The 18,346-nt window shown below is 47.4% G+C and carries 17 protein-coding genes and 3 tRNA genes; 6 read left to right on the top strand and 14 right to left on the bottom strand.

Annotated elements, in window-relative coordinates; translation table 11 throughout:
- Positions 1 to 14: 14 nt before the first annotated feature.
- Positions 15 to 464 carry an SRPBCC family protein gene (locus MHH93_RS27875; protein ID WP_253429235.1) on the bottom strand — a complete coding sequence of 150 codons (450 nt, stop codon included), beginning with the start codon at positions 462 to 464 and terminating at the stop codon, positions 15 to 17.
- 257 nt (positions 465 to 721) lie between these two features.
- On the opposite strand from MHH93_RS27875, the gene MHH93_RS27870 reads away from it, so the two are divergent.
- Together MHH93_RS27870 and MHH93_RS27865 are read left to right on the top strand one after the other, a co-directional pair.
- Complete coding sequence (locus MHH93_RS27870) at positions 722 to 1,459, top strand: WecB/TagA/CpsF family glycosyltransferase (RefSeq protein WP_500056708.1); 738 nt, start codon at positions 722 to 724, stop codon at positions 1,457 to 1,459.
- Between the two features lie 28 nt (positions 1,460 to 1,487).
- Positions 1,488 to 2,327, top strand: a complete 840-nt coding sequence (locus MHH93_RS27865) for a DUF6597 domain-containing transcriptional factor (protein ID WP_500056706.1) — start codon at positions 1,488 to 1,490, stop codon at positions 2,325 to 2,327.
- Positions 2,328 to 2,343: 16 nt separating this feature from the next.
- Here MHH93_RS27865 and MHH93_RS27860 read toward each other — a convergent pair whose 3' ends face one another.
- The gene (locus MHH93_RS27860; RefSeq protein ID WP_500056705.1) at positions 2,344 to 2,877 is read right to left on the bottom strand and encodes an MOSC domain-containing protein; all 534 of its coding nucleotides are present in this window, start codon (positions 2,875 to 2,877) and stop codon (positions 2,344 to 2,346) included.
- 257 nt (positions 2,878 to 3,134) lie between these two features.
- Here MHH93_RS27860 and MHH93_RS27855 point away from each other — a divergent pair, with 257 nt between their 5' ends.
- The 3 genes from MHH93_RS27855 to MHH93_RS27845 all read left to right on the top strand — a co-directional run bounded on the left by MHH93_RS27855 (position 3,135) and on the right by MHH93_RS27845 (position 5,037).
- Positions 3,135 to 3,500 (top strand): DUF1304 domain-containing protein, encoded by a 366-nt coding sequence (locus tag MHH93_RS27855; RefSeq protein WP_500056704.1) that lies wholly within the window; start codon positions 3,135 to 3,137, stop codon positions 3,498 to 3,500.
- Positions 3,501 to 3,616: 116 nt separating this feature from the next.
- Positions 3,617 to 4,417 (top strand): DUF4261 domain-containing protein, encoded by an 801-nt coding sequence (locus MHH93_RS27850; RefSeq protein ID WP_500056703.1) that lies wholly within the window; start codon positions 3,617 to 3,619, stop codon positions 4,415 to 4,417.
- Between the two features lie 260 nt (positions 4,418 to 4,677).
- On the top strand, positions 4,678 to 5,037 hold the full coding sequence (locus MHH93_RS27845; protein WP_339239134.1) for a hypothetical protein: 360 nt from the start codon (positions 4,678 to 4,680) through the stop codon (positions 5,035 to 5,037).
- Positions 5,038 to 5,189: 152 nt separating this feature from the next.
- Here MHH93_RS27845 and MHH93_RS27840 read toward each other — a convergent pair whose 3' ends face one another.
- Entirely contained in the window at positions 5,190 to 5,696 is a 507-nt protein-coding gene (locus tag MHH93_RS27840) for a GNAT family N-acetyltransferase (protein WP_500056701.1), read from the bottom strand.
- Positions 5,693 to 6,220 carry a hypothetical protein gene (locus MHH93_RS27835; protein WP_500056699.1) on the bottom strand — a complete coding sequence of 176 codons (528 nt, stop codon included), beginning with the start codon at positions 6,218 to 6,220 and terminating at the stop codon, positions 5,693 to 5,695. Before MHH93_RS27835 ends, MHH93_RS27840 begins: the two co-directional genes overlap by 4 nt.
- A gap of 479 nt (positions 6,221 to 6,699) precedes the next feature.
- Here MHH93_RS27835 and MHH93_RS27830 point away from each other — a divergent pair, with 479 nt between their 5' ends.
- A complete protein-coding gene (locus tag MHH93_RS27830; RefSeq protein WP_500056698.1) occupies positions 6,700 to 8,709 on the top strand; it encodes a methyl-accepting chemotaxis protein in 2,010 nt (669 codons plus the stop codon).
- 36 nt (positions 8,710 to 8,745) lie between these two features.
- Here the strand turns inward: MHH93_RS27830 and MHH93_RS27825 are convergent, their stop codons facing one another.
- The 10 genes from MHH93_RS27825 to MHH93_RS27780 all read right to left on the bottom strand — a co-directional run bounded on the left by MHH93_RS27825 (position 8,746) and on the right by MHH93_RS27780 (position 18,333).
- Positions 8,746 to 9,753: a LacI family DNA-binding transcriptional regulator gene (locus MHH93_RS27825; protein WP_500056697.1), complete on the bottom strand. Its 1,008-nt coding sequence runs from the start codon at positions 9,751 to 9,753 to the stop codon at positions 8,746 to 8,748.
- A 309-nt stretch (positions 9,754 to 10,062) separates the two neighbouring features.
- Positions 10,063 to 10,869: a 5-deoxy-glucuronate isomerase gene (iolB, locus tag MHH93_RS27820; protein WP_500056695.1), complete on the bottom strand. Its 807-nt coding sequence runs from the start codon at positions 10,867 to 10,869 to the stop codon at positions 10,063 to 10,065.
- A 110-nt stretch (positions 10,870 to 10,979) separates the two neighbouring features.
- On the bottom strand, positions 10,980 to 12,032 hold the full coding sequence (iolG, locus tag MHH93_RS27815) for an inositol 2-dehydrogenase (RefSeq protein ID WP_500056694.1): 1,053 nt from the start codon (positions 12,030 to 12,032) through the stop codon (positions 10,980 to 10,982).
- Between the two features lie 69 nt (positions 12,033 to 12,101).
- Positions 12,102 to 13,577, bottom strand: coding sequence for a CoA-acylating methylmalonate-semialdehyde dehydrogenase (locus MHH93_RS27810; RefSeq protein WP_500056692.1), 1,476 nt, complete (start codon positions 13,575 to 13,577; stop codon positions 12,102 to 12,104).
- 98 nt (positions 13,578 to 13,675) lie between these two features.
- A complete protein-coding gene (gene iolC, locus MHH93_RS27805; RefSeq protein ID WP_500056690.1) occupies positions 13,676 to 14,686 on the bottom strand; it encodes a 5-dehydro-2-deoxygluconokinase in 1,011 nt (336 codons plus the stop codon).
- Between the two features lie 196 nt (positions 14,687 to 14,882).
- Positions 14,883 to 15,785, bottom strand: a complete 903-nt coding sequence (gene iolE / locus MHH93_RS27800) for a myo-inosose-2 dehydratase (RefSeq protein WP_500056689.1) — start codon at positions 15,783 to 15,785, stop codon at positions 14,883 to 14,885.
- Positions 15,786 to 15,838: 53 nt separating this feature from the next.
- Positions 15,839 to 17,704, bottom strand: coding sequence for a 3D-(3,5/4)-trihydroxycyclohexane-1,2-dione acylhydrolase (decyclizing) (iolD, locus tag MHH93_RS27795; protein WP_500056688.1), 1,866 nt, complete (start codon positions 17,702 to 17,704; stop codon positions 15,839 to 15,841).
- A 388-nt stretch (positions 17,705 to 18,092) separates the two neighbouring features.
- Positions 18,093 to 18,163: transfer RNA gene (locus MHH93_RS27790), tRNA-Gly, on the bottom strand.
- A 10-nt stretch (positions 18,164 to 18,173) separates the two neighbouring features.
- A tRNA-Pro gene (locus MHH93_RS27785) sits at positions 18,174 to 18,247 on the bottom strand.
- 7 nt (positions 18,248 to 18,254) lie between these two features.
- A tRNA-Leu gene (locus MHH93_RS27780) sits at positions 18,255 to 18,333 on the bottom strand.
- Positions 18,334 to 18,346: the final 13 nt, after the last annotated feature.

Genomic DNA, 18,346 nt, shown 5'->3' with positions numbered 1-18,346 from the left:
CTGCCTCTTGCCAGCTACCAGCCAAAATTCAATGTTTTCCCCGTTTCCACCCATGTTTTGATGCTGCTTAGAATCATCCACCAGCTACTCTGTGCATTCGCAAAGGAAGGATGGTTATCTGTAAATTGATCATTAATCAGTGTCAGCTTCGTACACTCCCCCACAGTCTCCAACTGGAAAACCACTCTGGATTGAAGCTCGGCATGATTGGCATGGTATGACGGTCCGGGATGCTCCTGATAACTAAGTCGGGACAACGGTTCAAATTCCAATATATCTCCGTACACATGTACAGTCTCCGCACCATCATTACCCGGGCCTACATAAGCAAATGGCTGACCTGGTTGAAAATTGGTGCGAAGTTCACTACCGAAAAAGCTGTTCCGTGTGCCGTCTGGTGATATTAGGGCATTCCATACATCTTCCAATCCTGCATTGATATAGAATTCATATTTGAGTTCCATGGACTCACTCCCTTTATGTATTGAACACGCGATCTACCAACCTCGTACTCCTATCCTATCGTTATACCCCAAAGCCCGTATTGTAAAAACGCGACAACAGGTAAAATATTAGCTCTTTATGTTTTCAGAAATGTTCTACCCTAATCAAATGCATTACGTCCATATAGTTCTTTCCGAGAAGATCAGATATACTAAACTGGAATGAAATAACAGGAAATGTTCAAGGTGTTAAGACGCAATCAGAAAGGAAATAAGACATGAGCCAGTCAACCCATATCATGGGCATCCCTTTTCCCAATGTATCGATGAATCGAACTGTTGAAATTCTTGGTGAAGTCGTAGATCAGGAAAGCAATGAATTATTCCATGTCATCACAGGCAATCCCGAGATTGTTATGTCTTGTCAAAAGAATGCCTCTCTTCGCAAAGTCGTCGATCAAGCTGGGTTAATTACAGCTGACGGTGCTGGCATTGTGATGGTATCCCGTTTGCGGGGCGGACAATTGACTGAACGGGTAACCGGTTGTGACCTTCTGTTTCGTTTATTGGAGGAAGGTGACCAAAAACACTGGTCCTTCTTCATGCTGGGAGCAGAGGAACACGTAAGTGAACAGGCCGTGAAAGTCATTGCCCAACGTTATCCAGGAGTTGTTATAAAAGGCCGACACCATGGTTATTTTCAGGCAGATGAGGAACAGCAGATTGTGGAAGAGATTCGTACTGCTCAACCAGACTTTCTTATCGTTGCTCTTGGTGCACCTCACGCGGAACACTGGATCAACAAGTATCGTCACCAGCTGAACGCTCGTGTAGCCATAGGTGTTGGAGGCAGTCTCGATATTGTAGCTGGCAAAACCAAACGTGCCCCTGCAATATGGCAGAAGCTTAATCTGGAATGGTTCTATCGCCTCCTCAGTCAACCTTCGAGATGGCGCAGGCAACTCATTTTACCCCGTTTTGCAGTGCGGGCTTTGTTGTTTCGAGAACCTAAATAATGTGAGATGAGCAGGAGGAATGATTCGGATGAAACAGGTAGAACAAGGAGACAGACCAAGTATGGGCCTGCTAAATCTGAATGAAGGTGATCATAAGTATCAACTGACACGCCATGCTCCTTCCGAAGCACTTCGCTTTTTTGTTAAACACTACTGGATCGTATCGTGGGATCTGACTGGACTTGAACCGTATCCCCAACATGTCGTGCCTAACCCCTGTGTCAATCTGGTTGTGGAACGGAACCATACGTTTTTCTTCGGACCATCAGGACGTAAATTCTCCTATCTTGTGAGTGGAAAAGGTCGTGTGTTTGGCGTGAAGTTCAAACCAGGAGGATTCTATCCCTTCCTCCGGGCTCCTGTCTCATCCTTGTACGGACAGCCGATGAATGTATCCAATATTCTTGACGTCACACCGGATTCCTTGGAAGACCGGCTTCTTGGAGCGGGGGATGATGCGGATAAAATCAGTTACATCGACCAGCTATTATGTGCACACCTTCCTGCTGAAGATGCCCAATCGAGAATGGTTAACGATATTGTGCAACAGATTGAACGGAACCGAGAGATGTTGAGAGTAGATGATCTGTCTTCCTATTGGAATATGCATACCCGAAAACTCCAGCGTCTGTTCAATCAGTATGTGGGGATCGGACCGAAAACCGTAATTAAGTTATATCGTCTGCAAAATGCTGCCGAATGGATGGACCGGGGTCTTCACTGTGACCTGATTAAGTTATCTCAGGATCTTGGATATCATGATCAATCCCATTTTATCCGAGATTTCAAGTCTATTATTGGCAGTACACCAGAGGAATACTTACACGCTAGACACCCGAATGGTGAACGCCGTGGGCTGATGAATTAAAAACCTGTCCTGAAAATCAGGACAGGCGAATGACTTCGATGGTATCCCCCGTATGGATTACACCTTCCCGTTCTACTGAGCACACAATCCCACGTTTTTTGCGAGCCGCAGGCACGAATTTTTTACGCAAACCCTCCTGTTCGTAGAATTGTTCAATCATTTTCCCCGGATGCACACAGGGAAGGTTCTCCCCTTCGCATATTAACCCTGTCCCGTTCGGAAATAATAGCCGCGTTCCAGCAGGCAGTTCAGTCAAACGATCAATACCACGGACCAACATATTGGCACCAAGCCATTCTGGACGCACTTCAGGAATATTCATTTTCTCAGCAATAAGAGCACATTCTTCCTCGGACACAATACTGATCTGGCGGCGATTCGCAATGGGTGTACCGCGCTTGTAGATTTTCTGACGCGAGTCTGCTGGACGAAGCAGACCGTAATGGCGGTCACTCGGAATTCCTGCAAGCTCAATGTCGATAAAAGGTACAACTCGGGTCACAAATGTGGATGGATCATCAGCCAACAAGACGAATTGAACCGTTCCCATAGTAATCTCCTCCCTTTCCTGAGCATGATCATTTCTTTATTGTTCATTATTACCCAATGAATGGATTGTCGACAATCGGCGTATGCTTACCTTTGTACGAATTTTTTACTTTTAACACTATAACCCACTTGGAAAATGACACATATTTTAAATAACACACAATTAAATTGTTACAAATTAAGTTTACTCTTTCCGTTCTTGTTACAAACATTTATACTAGAATGGACAAGTAAATAAATTACATATCAGAAAGCAAGGTGTTTCTATTGATTAGTATCATTTTTGTAGCTCTTGTAGCTGTCGAACACTTCTATATCATGGTGATGGAGATGTTCATGTGGACTCGTCCACGCACAATGAAAACCTTTAATCTCACACCGGAATTCGCCAAATCCACCAAATCCCTCGCTGCCAATCAAGGTCTTTACAATGGATTTCTTGCGGCTGGACTAATCTGGGGACTCCTATATCCGGATGCTGCCGTTGGACAGCATATTCAGATTTTCTTTCTGGCGTGTGTGATTATCGCGGCTCTTTATGGAGGAGCAACTTCTTCACGGTCGATCATTATCAAACAAGGATTGCCTGCGATCATTGCATTGTTGCTGGTCCTGTTCCTGTAATTTCCTGTCGATAGGTGCATTGCTACGATTCATCTTAACGCCGTTATGGTAAGGTAGTGAATAGATAGCAGTGTACAATGACCAGAATCAATCTGGGATCGGAAGGAGAACATGTCATGGGATTGTTTGACAAGCTTCGGCGGCGCAAAAAGGAAAAGGTACCTGCAGGTGGTACTGTTGAATCCACGAATTACAGTGAGACCATCGTGGGTTTTGTCCTGCTGGAGCGTGCCGATTGTGATTTTGACCTCTTCATCAGAAATATGAGTAACGAATGGAATATTGAGATCGAGGAACGCCCGGAGGAGGGCAATCTCTTTTTCGAAGTAAATGGAATGCAGGTGGTATGTGCTCATATTGCCGCGCCTGTACCTGACCGTGAAGTTGAGGAGAATGCCAGGCTAAATATCCTTTGGCGAGAAGCGGAGCAAGTTACCTCGCGGCACCAGTCTCAGATTATTGTGTCGGTTCTGAATGCAACTAATGCAATTGAGGGACATGTCCTGTTCACCCAAACAGCGAGTGCCTTGTTACAGTTGGATCACGCGCTGGCAATATACATGGCCCCCCTTGTCGTGGAAGCCAGTCAGTATGTCGAAACCAGCCGTGGAATCAATCATGATGAGTTGCCCGTCTCGCTCTGGATTTTCATCGGATTATTCCAGAATAACGAAGGCGCCTCAGCTTATACTTACGGATTACGTAACTTTGGAAAAGAAGAGATGGAGATTATGCAATCGTCTGAATCTTTAAGCGATGTATTTGAGATGATGTTCATGACCACAACGTATGTGGTTGAGAACGACGTCATACTGCATGACGGGGAAACACTCGGTTTCTCGGCAGAACAAAAGCTGAGTATTTCCCTTTCCAAAGGTGTAGCAACGGAAGGTAACAGTTTGAAGATTGGCTTCTAACTTACGTAGGATTTTCACTTTATCATGTTACAATGATTGAAGCCATCTAGAGTTCGTCCTCTGGGTGGCTTTTACTTATGCAACCTTCCTGCCAATGACAATATGAGAACAATCCCTGAATTTAACTTCAATAGGAAAAAGTAGTCCATAAGAATCACTTTATTATGATTTCAGTTTTCATCCTCGTTATAAAAGGGTATAATTAATAGGCTTATAGTCTCATATATTACATATTATTTTATTATCGAGGAGTTGCCTACATGTCTGTTAGACGTTTGGATTCAACTAAACCTATTATTGAAATTATCTGGGAAGGTATTGTTACTCCTGAACATGTCGAACAAGCGAATAAAGAAATTCAGAGAATAGCGGCGCAATTGGGAAATTCATTTGATGTGCTCGTGGACATGAGAACGATGAAGGCTTTTCCTCAGGATACCAAAGAAAAAATTGTGGAGCATCAGAAATTACTGCTAGATTGGGGTATGAAGCGGGCTAGTGTTGCCGTAGGCGGTGCGATCGCCAAAATGCAGTTGAATCGGATTTCCAAGGAATCTGCGCATCAGACGGAATTCCAATGGGAAACGTATGACGAAGCTTTGGCATTTTTGTTGAAATAAATTGAGGTATTACAGCATGAGTTCAAAGAGAATATGTAATATGTATGTGCTTCACGTGAAAAAAAGGGCGTTTCCCATGAGGAAGCGCCTTTTTTATGCAGGAATACTTTGCTACCCTTGTCTTCTTACTTTATAGAACGATCGCTTATCCTTTAAGATTTCGGAGTACTTACTCGTACCATCGTTACCGATGTACCACAGAGGCCTTTCTCCACAAACCCTGACCGCCTATACAAGCGAATCGCTTGGTTATCGGGATCAACACTGAGGGAGACTGCTTCAATTCCCCTCCGTTCCACCTCATCTAATGCGCTCTGAAGCAGTAAGGTACCTACTCCTTTTCCACGTGCATCTTGTGTTACAGCCATCCCCATCTCTGGCGTAGCTGCATTCACATAACCGTATCCCGCATTCTGATCCGTATAGAATCGTAATGTAATTGAACCTAATCTTTGCTCATGTTGGTCAACTGCAATATACCCGAAGTCTCCTTCTCTTCCCCAGTCTTCAACGTATTTTGACAGTTCAGGAGTATGAACACTTTCGATTGGGAGAGGTTCATCATTTTCTCGTGTATGCAGGGATGCATATAACATCTCCCACAGAAAAGGGATATCTTCTTCCTCAATCGGACGAACATGATAGTTGGTCATGGTCATGTTTGCTCCTCCTTCAGTTTTTCAAATAGGCGTTCCATCTCATTCAGACTAAACTCGTTAGTAATCTCGTAGTCCTCCAGATGATCTCTCGTTTTCGCCTCGCTGTAGATTGAGATGGAATGTTCATTATAGAATGTCAGTCCGAATCCATCGGTAAAGCGACCTTCTTTGTTAATGGTAATTCGCCACTCATAGTAATACGGATTTTGATCGGAAACATCCAATTCCCGAACCTTTTTAAGTTCAACATCCTTTAACAGCTTCAGCATGTCTCTGATCTCTTTGGAATCTGTAATCGTCACTTCATCATCTTCATTATACGGTTCATGATTTGAAACCTTTCTGATGGTCAACCGATCCAATGTATCCAGCATCGTCATATGATCTGTGACCTCTGCTCGAAACGTCGTATGCTTGCTGGGGATATACATCGCGTATTGACCAGAGGTATACATACGCACCGCAATAGCTACAACAACAATAATCGCAACGACACCCATAATGATTTTAATTTTTCTAATCATGCCTCTCTCCTCCACCCACCACAAAACATATATAAAATGGTAAATAATGATACTTTTCAGTATATCATCTCACTGCTGCTGTTCCAAAGTTAATTCTTATCTATAATCCCCCAATTCCGATAACGTTTTTGTCTAAACTATAGATATGGATAAAGCGTAAACGGTAGCGGAAAAGGCATGTAATCGGCGTATACAAGACATCCAGAGCATGATTCCGTTTACAATCCTAGTTACTAAAATATAGATCTAGGCTTGCTAACTAACTTGTTTGATTAACTAAAATTTGAACTAAAAATGACGATATACTTCATAAGCTTTATTCACTCTTACACATCCTTGACACCCCGGGGCTATAATCGGGAGAGTTCAACAAGTGTACATGATCCAAAAAAGCTCGAAATAACATGCTTGTCACACACGATAATATGTTCTTCAAAGTAGTAAAAGCGTGTAATTGTAAAACGCCAGGGGGAATTGGAATGAAGCTCAAACCAAAATTAATGATCATGTTTCTTGCCGCTGTGTTGATCACCGCACTTCCACTGGCTTCACTCGGCTTGGTGCAAACGGAAAGGCAAGCCATGCGTAATGTTGATTCCAAACTGAATGGCCTAATGACTTCTTCGGCAAATCAGTTGGATGGCTGGATCAGCAGTAATGCCAAAGTGATCGAAACATTAGGTTTTGTCATCCAGGAGGGCGTGCCTGAGGGCGAACTCACGGAAGAATACTTTAACATTATGAAGCTGGGAAGTAACAAAGAGAGTCTGTCGGATCTCTATTATGGTTCAGAACAAGACGGCAGTTTCATGAATGGTTCAGACTGGTCTCCCGATGCTGATTATGATCCAAGACAACGTCCTTGGTACCAGGAAGCGAAGCAGGACAATCAGTTAACGTTCTCTGACCCCTATCTCGATATGATGTCGAAGCAATATGCGGTGTCGATTGCTATGCCGGTCCAAAATAAAGAAGGCGCATTGCAAGGGGTTGTCGCAGGCGACTTGTTGCTCTCTACACTTACCGATACAGTGGCAAAAATAAATCTGGACGGATTAGGCTACACCTTTTTAATCGATAAAAACGGACTGCTTCTGGCCCACCCTGACGATAAAATGGTGAACACCTCAGCCAAGGAAAATACAGAGTTACACTCGCTGCTGGCAGATATGCAGGCGAATCCATCAGGTCAGAAGCCTTTCCAGAATAATGGTGAGAGTTATCTGTTGTTCTATCATCAGATTCCAAGCACTGGCTGGGTTGTAGGCTCTATTATCTCCGAGAAGTTGGCCTACGCTGAGTATTATGAATTGCGTAATAATTATATTCTGATTATCGCTATTACGTTACTGGTTGTGCTGGCAGGTGCCTATTGGATCGCAACACTCTTCATCAAGCCGTTGAGCAGTCTGCATGGAACGTCCCGCCAAATGTCCAGTGGTGACTTTACAGGACGGGTGCAGATCAAAGGCAGAGATGAGTTCGCAGAGCTTGGTATGGCATTCAATCAGATGTCCGATCAGCTTAGCTCACTGTTCAGACAAGTAACGGCTTCTGCTGACCGCGTACAACGTATTTCGGGTGAGATGCAGGAGCATACGGATAACACCAAGCGCATCGCTGAGCAGATCTCCATTGCTACGGATGAACTCGCTCAAGGCTCCAGTACACAGGCCGAATCCGTGTATGATGGCTCAAGCCGCCTGTCAGAGATGAGTGATAGTGTCGGCGGTATTAATCGCAGTGTAGAGCAGTCCGTAACGATGATGCGTGAGGCAGGAGAAGCCATGCTGGCTGGACTACAAGCGGTGGATCACCAAGTGGAACTTTCGGATGGCAACCGCCAATCGATTGATCGTGTCGGTGAGTCAATCTCTCTACTCGCAGACAAATCACAGAAAATTGAAGGCATCGTCAGCATGATTCAGGCTATTGCCTCCCAGACCAACCTGCTTGCACTTAACGCTTCCATTGAAGCAGCCAGAGCGGGTGAACATGGACGTGGATTTGCGGTGGTTGCCGAGGAAGTGCGCAAACTGGCTGAACAATCTGCCGGCTCTGCTCAGGACATCATCGTGTTGCTGAATGAAATTCAGGCGGCTAGCCACCAAAGCGTGAGCGAGGTCGATTCTGCTGAACATGGTATTGAGCAACAGGTTGCTGCCGTGCATGAGATGCGCAATTCGTTTATGCGAATCAAACAAGCCATGGAAGGTATCGACAACCAGCTCCAGCAGGTCTCTTCTGCAACAACCGAATTGGATAACAGCTCTGGCAAGATTGCCGAAGTGATCTCCAGTGTTGCGGCCATGTCGGAACAGAGTGCCGCTTCCACAGAAGAAGTTGCTTCTTCTACGCAGGAACAGTTCAATTACATCACGAGTATCTCGGAGCGCTCCAATGAACTGGCACAACAAGCCAATACGCTTGCTGAAGAAGTGAAAAAGTTCAAGATACAAATAAACAAGCCGCGTTCTCCTATAGGGTGAACGCGGCTTGTTTATTATGTTGATACGTTAAGTGATTTAGCTCAATACATGACCTGCGGATTCTCGGATAACCAATTCGGGCTTCAGCACAATCTTCTGTGGCTCTTTTTGCTCATCCTTCAGCTCTTCTATCAACAGATCTACAGCGCGATGTCCCAGTTCTTCAATCGGTTGGGCAACAGTCGTAAGCGGTGGACTGGTTACCGAAGCAAGAATGGTATTATCAAACCCGATAATCGACACATCCTCTGGCACGCGTAGCCCCAGCTCTTTGGCTGCCTGAAGAGCACCGATGGCCTGAATATCATTACAACAGAACAAACCTGTGGGGTGATGGTTCTCACCGAGTAGCAGTAGCGCCTCTTTTTTGGCCGAGTTCAGGTCAGCTGCAGATTCTCGGATCTGATTTGGTTCCAGCGTATGACCTGCCTTATTCAGTGTTTCACGGAATCCGCGTACACGTTCCTGACTGCTGCTGACTTTAGACGGTTCCGACAATACCGCTACATGGGTGTGCCCAAGTTCAAGCAGATGCGCCGCTGCAAGTGCTCCACCGAGTATGTCGTCAATGGTGACCGTATGTACCGACAAGGATGGCATATGACGGGCAATCAGAGCAACAGGAATCGACTGTTGCAGGAGGGGTGACAAAATGTCGGCATTATCGATCCCGGTTCCGATCATCATGCCATCAACCCTTTTTTGCTGGAGAAGGTTCAGGTAACGCTCTACCCGCTCGTCCTTATTATCCGTACTGCAGATGACCACGCTGTAGCCCAATTGACGGCTGCGATCCTCCACCGCTCTGGCAAGTTCTGCAAAATACGGGTTTGAAATGTCCGGTACGAGCAGCCCCAATGTATACGTCTGCTTGCCTGTAAGTGCAGCGGCGATTGCGCTGGGTTGATAGTGAAGGCGTTCCATGATCTCCATAATCTCCGCGCGCCGTTTCTCGCTGATCTTGCCTTTGCCATTAATGACCTGCGAGACGGTTGCAATGGATACACCCGCCTCGCGTGCTATATCGTATATGGTTGCTTTCATTGTTTTTTTCCCCATTTGTGCTTTATATGAATTGCGTTATACATGAATCAATTTCATATTACCTTTAGCTACTTCAATCAAAGGCTAAATATAGATCAGAATGGTTCAATTTGTCTATATTTAGTTACAGAAATCCATTTTTAGTGAGTTATGAAATTGATTCGCATAGATCATTGTTCTCTTCTCATTATGCAGGGGGAAGTCTGCATAAGCAACTTGAAGCCAGCACAATATGCGTAGCATGAATCGGTTGATCCGTTATCTCATGTGTAATAGAATCCAGCGTTATCGAATCAAAAACTGGACGTCTTACTTTTTCATCAACCACTCATGGTCAGGATCGTTATGGAATTTCCAAGTTCGGGTTGGGCCAGCCATGACGTTCAGATAGTAGACCTCATACCCCGGAGGGGCACCTACCGGATGATATCCGTCCGGGACAAGCACCACCTCGCCATTCTTCACTGCTAATGTCTCATCCACAGAGCGATCATCCGTGTATATGCGCTGAATAGCAAACCCTTGCTCAGGCTGTACACGGAAATAATACGTCTCTTCCAGCAAAGATTCATCCGGGAGTGCGTCCCGATCATGCTTATGTGGCGGATAACTGGACCAATGCCCATCTGGTGTGAACACCTCAACAACGAGCAAACTGTCCGCTTCCTTTTGTTCCGGCAAAATGTTATGAATCTGGCGTTCCAGATTGCCATACCCTCGTGCCTCTACCCCTACATCTTCGGGTGCAATGAGACGAGCCGGGTACGTGCCTTTACCAGGTGCAATACATATAGCGATTTCCAGTTCGGTACGTGCTGTGATCTGCACTTGATCGGAAGTTGAGACGTAGACTGAATACGGCGGAATTTTCTCGAAAACACTCATTCTTTTTCCGATATTATCCCATGTGTGCTCGCGGGTACTTACATTGGCGAAACCACTGAGAAGCACCACACAGAGTTCCTGATCACCGCTCTCACGGGTTAGCGTCTCCCCTTCTGCCAACTTCGCTACCTGAAATCCAACATATTCCCACCCGGCCGACTCCGGTGTTACGTTTATAAGTGTACCGTCTCCCTCCGGGTTGACCACGGGTTTCACAATACGTTCTGACATCTTGCCATCCACTCCTTTCTGTATTCGTCCACAACAATCTGAACCTTATAAAAAAACAAAACTTGGACTATTCATGCCCTCTATTAGAAAAAGTGACTTTAATCATCCACCTATGGCGTTGCCGTTTGCGATTCCAGTGACATCCCAGGGACCTCACTCAGCTTCACAGGTCTTCCCCGCTCCATGGACATTTTTGCAGCCAGCGCAATTCGCTCTGCCTGTACTGCATCGTGGCCATCTACGATAACCGGTGTATCATGGATGATCGCATCGATAAAGAGAGCTGTCTCCTGCACATACGCTTCATTGTAACGTTCCAGGAAAAAGTGTAACGGTTTGTCGCGCATGAGCCCGGCCGCTGTACTGATCTCAGCCGTATTCGGATGGTCATTGGCCGCTGCGGCGCTGCCCATTGAACCAAATACTTCTACACGCTGGTCATATCCGTATACAGCCTGACGGCTGTTATCAATAACACCAATCGCCCCGTTGGCAAACGTCATCGTTACAATCGCCGTATCCACATCGCCATGTTCTGCAAAGACCGGATTAATCAGCACGTTGCCTTGAGCGTATACTTCTTCCACTTCGCTCCCCGACAGATAACGGGCCATGTCAAAATCGTGGATCATCATGTCCATGAAAATCCCGCCAGACACCCGGATATACTCCGCAGGTGGTGGAGACGGGTCGCGAGACGTAATTTTGATAATATGCGGATCACCAATCGTACCATCCTGCACATGAGCACGTACCCGTCTGAAGTTGTGATCGAAACGGCGGTTAAACCCGATTTGCAGCTTCACTCCCGCCTTCTGAACCGCTGCTACAGCCGCTTGGGTCTGCGCCAGATCCATACTGACTGGCTTCTCGCAGAAGATGTGTTTGCCTGCCTGAGCGGCCTGCTCGATCAGCGGCACATGTGTATCTGTTGAAGAACAGATCAGCACCGCGTCTACATTAGGCATCGAGATCAACTGGCTGCTATCTGTTGTTACAACAGGGATGCCACGTGTGGAGGCCCATGCCTCCAATTCAGGACCTGCAAACAAGTCACTGATTCCCACAATCTCGGCATGCGGGTTGCGCAGGAGATTGTCTGCATGAATTTTGCCGATCCGTCCAGCACCGATGATGCCAATTCTCACTTTGTCCTTGCCCATTCCGTTATCCTCCCTATGTGCGTCCATATGGGCTGGGCGTTCCCCTTAGCCCGAGTTATGCTCTGGTTGTTACCAGCGTGCCGTTACCATCTTCTTGCGAGTGTAGAATTCAACACCATCCGTACCATTGGCATGCAGATCACCATAGAAGGACTTTTTCCAACCGGAAAACGGGAAAAATGCCATTGGTGCAGGTACGCCCAGGTTAATACCCAACATGCCCGCATCAATTGTCTCACGGAATTGACGCATACTTGCTCCGCTACGGGTGAACAGACACGCACCATTAGCAAAGTCGGAACGGTTCGCAAGCTCAATGGCTTCCTCCAGCGTAGATACTCTTGCCACCGAGAGTACTGGAGCAAAGATCTCATCCTGCCATATTTTCATATTACTCCCCACTTGGTCAAATACCGTTGGCCCTACAAAATAACCCGAACCATCTGTCGCCTGATCCTTACGTCCATCCCGAATCAAGGCCGCGCCTTCCTGCTCTCCAGATTCAATGTAACCGAGTGTACGCTCTTTATGTGGTCCACGGATGACAGGACCGAGGAACACGCCCTCATCCATACCGTTACCAATGGTAATGCGATCTGCTGCTTCCACCAGCTTTTGAACCAGTTCATCAGCCACGTCACCCACAGCCACAACAACCGAACATGCCATGCAACGCTCCCCTGCCGAGCCAAAGGCTGCACTCGTAATTTCTTTTACCGTTAGATCCAGATCGGCGTCCGGCATAACGATGGAGTGGTTTTTGGCACCAGCCAGTGCCTGTACCCGTTTGCCATGCTTGGATGCAGTGGTGTAGACGTATTCAGCTACAGGTTGTGATCCGACAAAGGAGATCGCTTGAACATCCTTATGTTCCAGCAGACCATTCACGACATCATGTGCACCATGTACGATGTTGAGCACGCCGTCCGGAAGCCCTGCTTCCTTGAACAGCTCTGCCAGACGACCAGCCAGGAGCGGTGTACGCTCGGACGGCTTCAGGACAAAGGTGTTACCGCATGCAATAGCCAGCGGGAACATCCAGCACGGCACCATCATCGGGAAGTTGAACGGGGTAATTCCCCCAATAACTCCGATTGGATAACGATACATGCCTGACTCCAATCCTGTCGCGATATCAGGCAGCTGTTTGCCCATCATCAGATTCGGAGCACCTGCCGCGAACTCAACGCATTCAATGCCACGCAATACCTCGCCATACGCTTCGGCATAACTTTTACCGTTCTCCAGCGTCACCAGGCGAGCGAGTTCCTCCCAATGTTCAACCAGCAGCTGCTGGTAGCGGAACAGAATACGTGCACGGCGTGGGACCGGTGTGCCGCTCCAGGACTTGAACGCTTCCCGTGCCGTCTGAACGGCCAGATCCACGTCCGCTTGTTCGGACAGTGGCACATGTGCAATAACTTCTTCCGTAGCCGGATTCACCACCGGCTCCGTGCGAGTTGACGCTGGGGTTACCCAGGCACCTCCGATCCAGTTTGGTACCATTGTCGCTGTTGCAGATGCTTCAGAAATTCCTTTTCCCATAGCTCTGTCTCCCTTCGCTTATGTGTGATCCCTTATGTTCAACATGTTCATTGTTATAGATCTGTATGAGTACGTTATTCAAAGTATTGCAATGAGCTTCAAGACACGATGATCTCGCCCCGATTGCAACGTTCGATGTAGTCATTCACCTGTTCCACCGTTGGCATCGCATCCGAACAGCTGTGGCTTGAAATGACGATACTTGCTGCGCCACTGCCATAGGCCATACTGCGCTCAATCGTCCAGCCCTGCATCAGTCCATACAGGAACCCAGCTGCGTAGGAGTCGCCTGCGCCGAACGTTTTGACCACTTTTGCCGGATAGCTGTCCGCACGGTGGGAAAGCCCTTCACGCGTATAAGCAATGGACCCTTCCTTGCCGTGTTTGATTACAACGATGTTCGCTGAGAAATCGAACCATTTCTGTGCAGTTACCTGATCGCTATGATCCGGATTGTGGTCGAATGTCTCCATCATGTCGAACTCTTCACGTGTGCCGAGGATGATATCGCATTTCTCGGCTGCGAGGTTGTAATAGACGGCTGTCTCTTCATCTGATGACCATGTGTATGGGCGATAGTCCAGATCAAACACAATCACCGTGCCATGCTTCTTCGCATACGTTAGTGCCTGCAATACGGCTTCACGGGATGGGCTCTGCGCAAGGGCTGTGCCCGAGATTAGCAACACTTTGGAGTCAGCAATCAACTGCTCTTGTACCTCTTGCGCCCGTAATAACAGATCCGCTACATTGTCCCGGTACATCAGGATACTGCAATCGGTCGGGCTTTTGATCTCGGTAAAAGCAAGCCCTGTCACCGCTCCGGTGTCATCTGTCACCACATTCGATGTATCGATGCCGTTCTTCTCCAGATAGCTATGGATGAATCGACCCATCTGGTCATTCGCGATCTTACCGATAAAAGCCGTCTCCATACCCAGTCTGGACATGCCTATCGTAATATTGGCCGGTGAGCCGCCAACATACTTCGTGAACGTCATTGTCTCTTCCATCGGGCGATTGATCTCATTGGCGTTCAAGTCGATGCACAAGCGACCAATTGCGGTGAAATCCTTCTTCCTTGATTCTGGAAAGGATACATAGGTCATTGCATGTGAGCCCCTTTCTGTGTTGAGATTTTACATGTTCTATATGGATATCTAGACTAGTTACTCATTCCAGCGTGAGGAATAATAAACGGCTAGAAAAGGTCAGGTTTATTTTGCAATCGTAATGTGATAGTTTTGCTGGCCTTCTTGCTTCTCACTTCATGGGTAGGGTCCTGTCCCCATCGCTATGTCTATATCAGCTATGTTGGTATAAGGACTCCATATAGTTCAAGGAGCGTTTGGCATACTCATACGGGTTATGAAGCGCAGGGTCCTGCTCTCCTTCAAGCATCGCCCAGCCATCGTATCCTCGTGTGATCAGTTCTTGCAGAATTGGTGCAAAATCAATGCATCCATCCCCTGGTACGGTGAACACGCCTCTACGAATACAACCGACAAAGTCGGATTGCTCCGCGCGTGCTTCATCCAGCACATGCGGGCGGATATCTTTCAGATGGATGTAAGCGATCCGATCATAATGTTTGCGTAGCAGTTCCAGTGGATTGGCTCCGCCATAGTAGGCATGACCTGTGTCATAGAGCAGATACACGAGAGATGGGTCCGTCAACTCCATCAGTCGATCAATCTCATCCGGTTGTTCTACCACTGTGCCTCCATGATGATGGTACGTGAGCTTTAACCCATGTTCACGGGCAATGGCTCCTGCTTCATTCAACCCTTCAGCAAGGATATGCCATTCAGATTCACTGAGCCTAAGCACTTCTTTTTCATTCGGTGTCCGTCTTGGATCAAAATGAAGTGACCCACCTACCTCTGCCGTACTAATCACCTTACTGCCCATGGACTGCAGAAATTCTGCATGTCTGCGATAACTGTCCAGTTCCGACTGGCGATACGCTGGATCGGAGAAAAGTACCGATTTCCACTGGGAGACCAGCTTGATATTCCTTTTGCTCAATTCCTCACGCAGTATAGTGGGATCCGTTGGATATTTACGTCCCATCTCTGTACCTGTCAGCCCAAGACGCTGAATGTCATCCAGAATCTGCGCACACGTTGTCGCATCACCATGCTCTTTCACATCTTCACCGACCCAATTGATCGGATGAATCCCAAGCTGGAATGGCAGCTTGCTCATTGCTCCACGTCTCCTTTGTCGTTCAAACTTATGGTTCACTATATTAAACCGGACTAAATAGGTCTTGCTTTGGCACGGTTGGCTTGCATGGTGTGATGCGCATGAACTACCTTTTCCTCGGCAGATACTTCGGGCACACCTACATTCCACCATGACTCGTATCCACCTGCGTTGGTTCCAGGCACGACTGGAATCTCAATTAACGTACTAACCGTTTCGTTCTTCGCATCTCGGATTGCCTGTTCCAGCTGTTCTGCTGTCTCGGCTCTATAGGATTTGGCCCCCATGCTTCGGGCATGTGCAGCAAAGTCTATTGGCATGTATTCCCCAGTTAGTCGTCCACTCCCGGATTCCCGATAACGGAACTCATTCCCGAACCCGTCACTACCATGTTCCCGCTGCAAATTATGAATACACTGGAATCCGTTATTGTTGAATAATAGAATGGTCATTTTCTTCTGTTCCTGCAAACTGGTCACAAACTCTGAGTGCAACATCAGATAACTGCCATCCCCTACCATGGCGTACACCTCACGATCCGGCTCGGCAAGTGCTGCTCCGAATGCTCCACTTACCTCGTACCCCATACAGGAGAACCCATACTCCATGTGATACGTCTTTGGTTCAGCCGCACGCCACAGACGATGTAGATCACCCGGCAGACTGCCTGCCGCACACACTATGACGGAAGATGGATCAATGGTCCGGTTAACGATGCCAACTGCTGTAGTTTGTGCCAGCCCTGCTTCATGTTGAGCTGCATACAGCCGATCCACTTCTGCATTCCATTCAGCGCGGAGATCAGCAACTTCGGATGCGCCATATGCACTTCGGTATTGTCTTTCCTGCAATTCCTTCTGCAAAGCCTGCAATCCTTCGCGAGCATCTGCCAGAATGGCTTCTCCGCCTAACTTGGCGGCATCCATACTGTTCAGGTTGATGTTAATAAATGAAGCTTCCGGATGCTGAAAAGCAGAACGGGACGCCGTCGTAAAGTCGGAGAATCGAGTACCGACACCGATCACCACATCCGCTTCTCTCGCCAGCCTGTTGGCTGCCAGAGAGCCGGTAACCCCGATGGCCCCCACATTCAGTGGGTGGTCCCAAGAGACTGCGCTTTTGCCCGCCTGCGTCTCGGCGATCGGAATGCCAAATGCCTCGGCGAACTCCACGAGTTGAACGGACGCCTCAGAGTACAACACACCGCCGCCTGCAACGAGAAGCGGCTTGCTGCCACGGGCAATCTGCTCTGTTGCCCGTTCAATGGCTGCTTGTACCGGGGGACGACGGTCCAGATAATGTATTTTGCGGGCAAAGAACGATTCCGGGTAATCGAACGCTTCTGCCTGTACGTCCTGCGGCAGTGCCAGCGTTACTGCTCCCGTCTCTGCTGGATCGGTTAGTACACGCATGGCCTGAGTAGCAGCTATCATCAACTGTTCGGGACGAACGATACGATCCCAGTACTTGCTGACGGCTTTGAATGGATCCGTGGCCGAGATTGTATAATCACTACTCACTTCCAACTGCTGTAGTACCGGGTCAGGTTCCCGTGTAGCAAAGTTGTCTCCAGGAAGCAATAAAACCGGAATCCGGTTCACCGTTGCAGTAGCTGCCGCTGTAATCATATTCAAAGCACCAGGTCCAATGGATGTTGTACATGCGTAGATCTGTCTGCGGTTCTTCTGCTTGGCATAGGCTGCTGCCGTATGCACCATACCTTGTTCGTTCTTGCCTTGCATATACGTCAGGCTTCCCGGACTGCGCTCCAGCGCTTCTCCAATGCCTGTTACATTGCCATGTCCAAAAATACCGATGATTCCCTTCACAAACTTGGTTTCGACCCCGTCAACCGAGATATATTGCTGATCCAGGTATCGAAGCAGTGCCTGAGCCATGGTTAATCGAATTGTATTCATGAGTTTGATCGCCGTCCTTTCCTTTACGGGTTAAGCGCTTAATCTACGTTAAGTTTAAGCGCCTTACCCCTGAAGGTTAAGCGCTTAATTGATATGGTATTACAGGTTCATGATTTACGCAAGCTATTTTTGTAAGCGTTTTTATAAAATGTGATAAAGCAAAAATATTCAGTATACGAAGATGCACGAGATCTTCTCCAGTTGAACACTTCCAAAATGACAAAGACCTAATTTAAAAGAGGAATATGTCTTGTTAGGATGGGAGACATACTCGTACATGCAAGTTAACCATATCATCTGTAATCTCTGTATACATTTATAATACCAATGTCTGTGAATGCAAAAAAGAAAGAGACGGTGAGTACCATCTCTTTCTTTTCAATATTTAAGCGGGTGATGGGAATCGAACCCACGCTATTAGCTTGGAAGGCTAAAGTTCTACCATTGAACTACACCCGCATAACAACAATCGGGATGACACGATTTGAACATGCGACCCCCTGGTCCCAAACCAGGTGCTCTACCAAGCTGAGCTACATCCCGTTATCTATACCGGCGAGAGGACTCGAACCTCCACGGTTTCCCACTCGATTTTGAGTCGAGCGCGTCTGCCATTCCGCCACGCCGGCAAAGTATGAAGTT

It is taken from the genome of Priestia sp. FSL H7-0729, assembly GCF_038005685.1.
In the GTDB taxonomy this organism is placed as follows: domain Bacteria; phylum Bacillota; class Bacilli; order Paenibacillales; family Paenibacillaceae; genus Paenibacillus.
The sequence above is the reverse complement of the archived record's forward strand: the minus strand, read 5'-3'. Positions and strand labels throughout refer to the sequence as shown.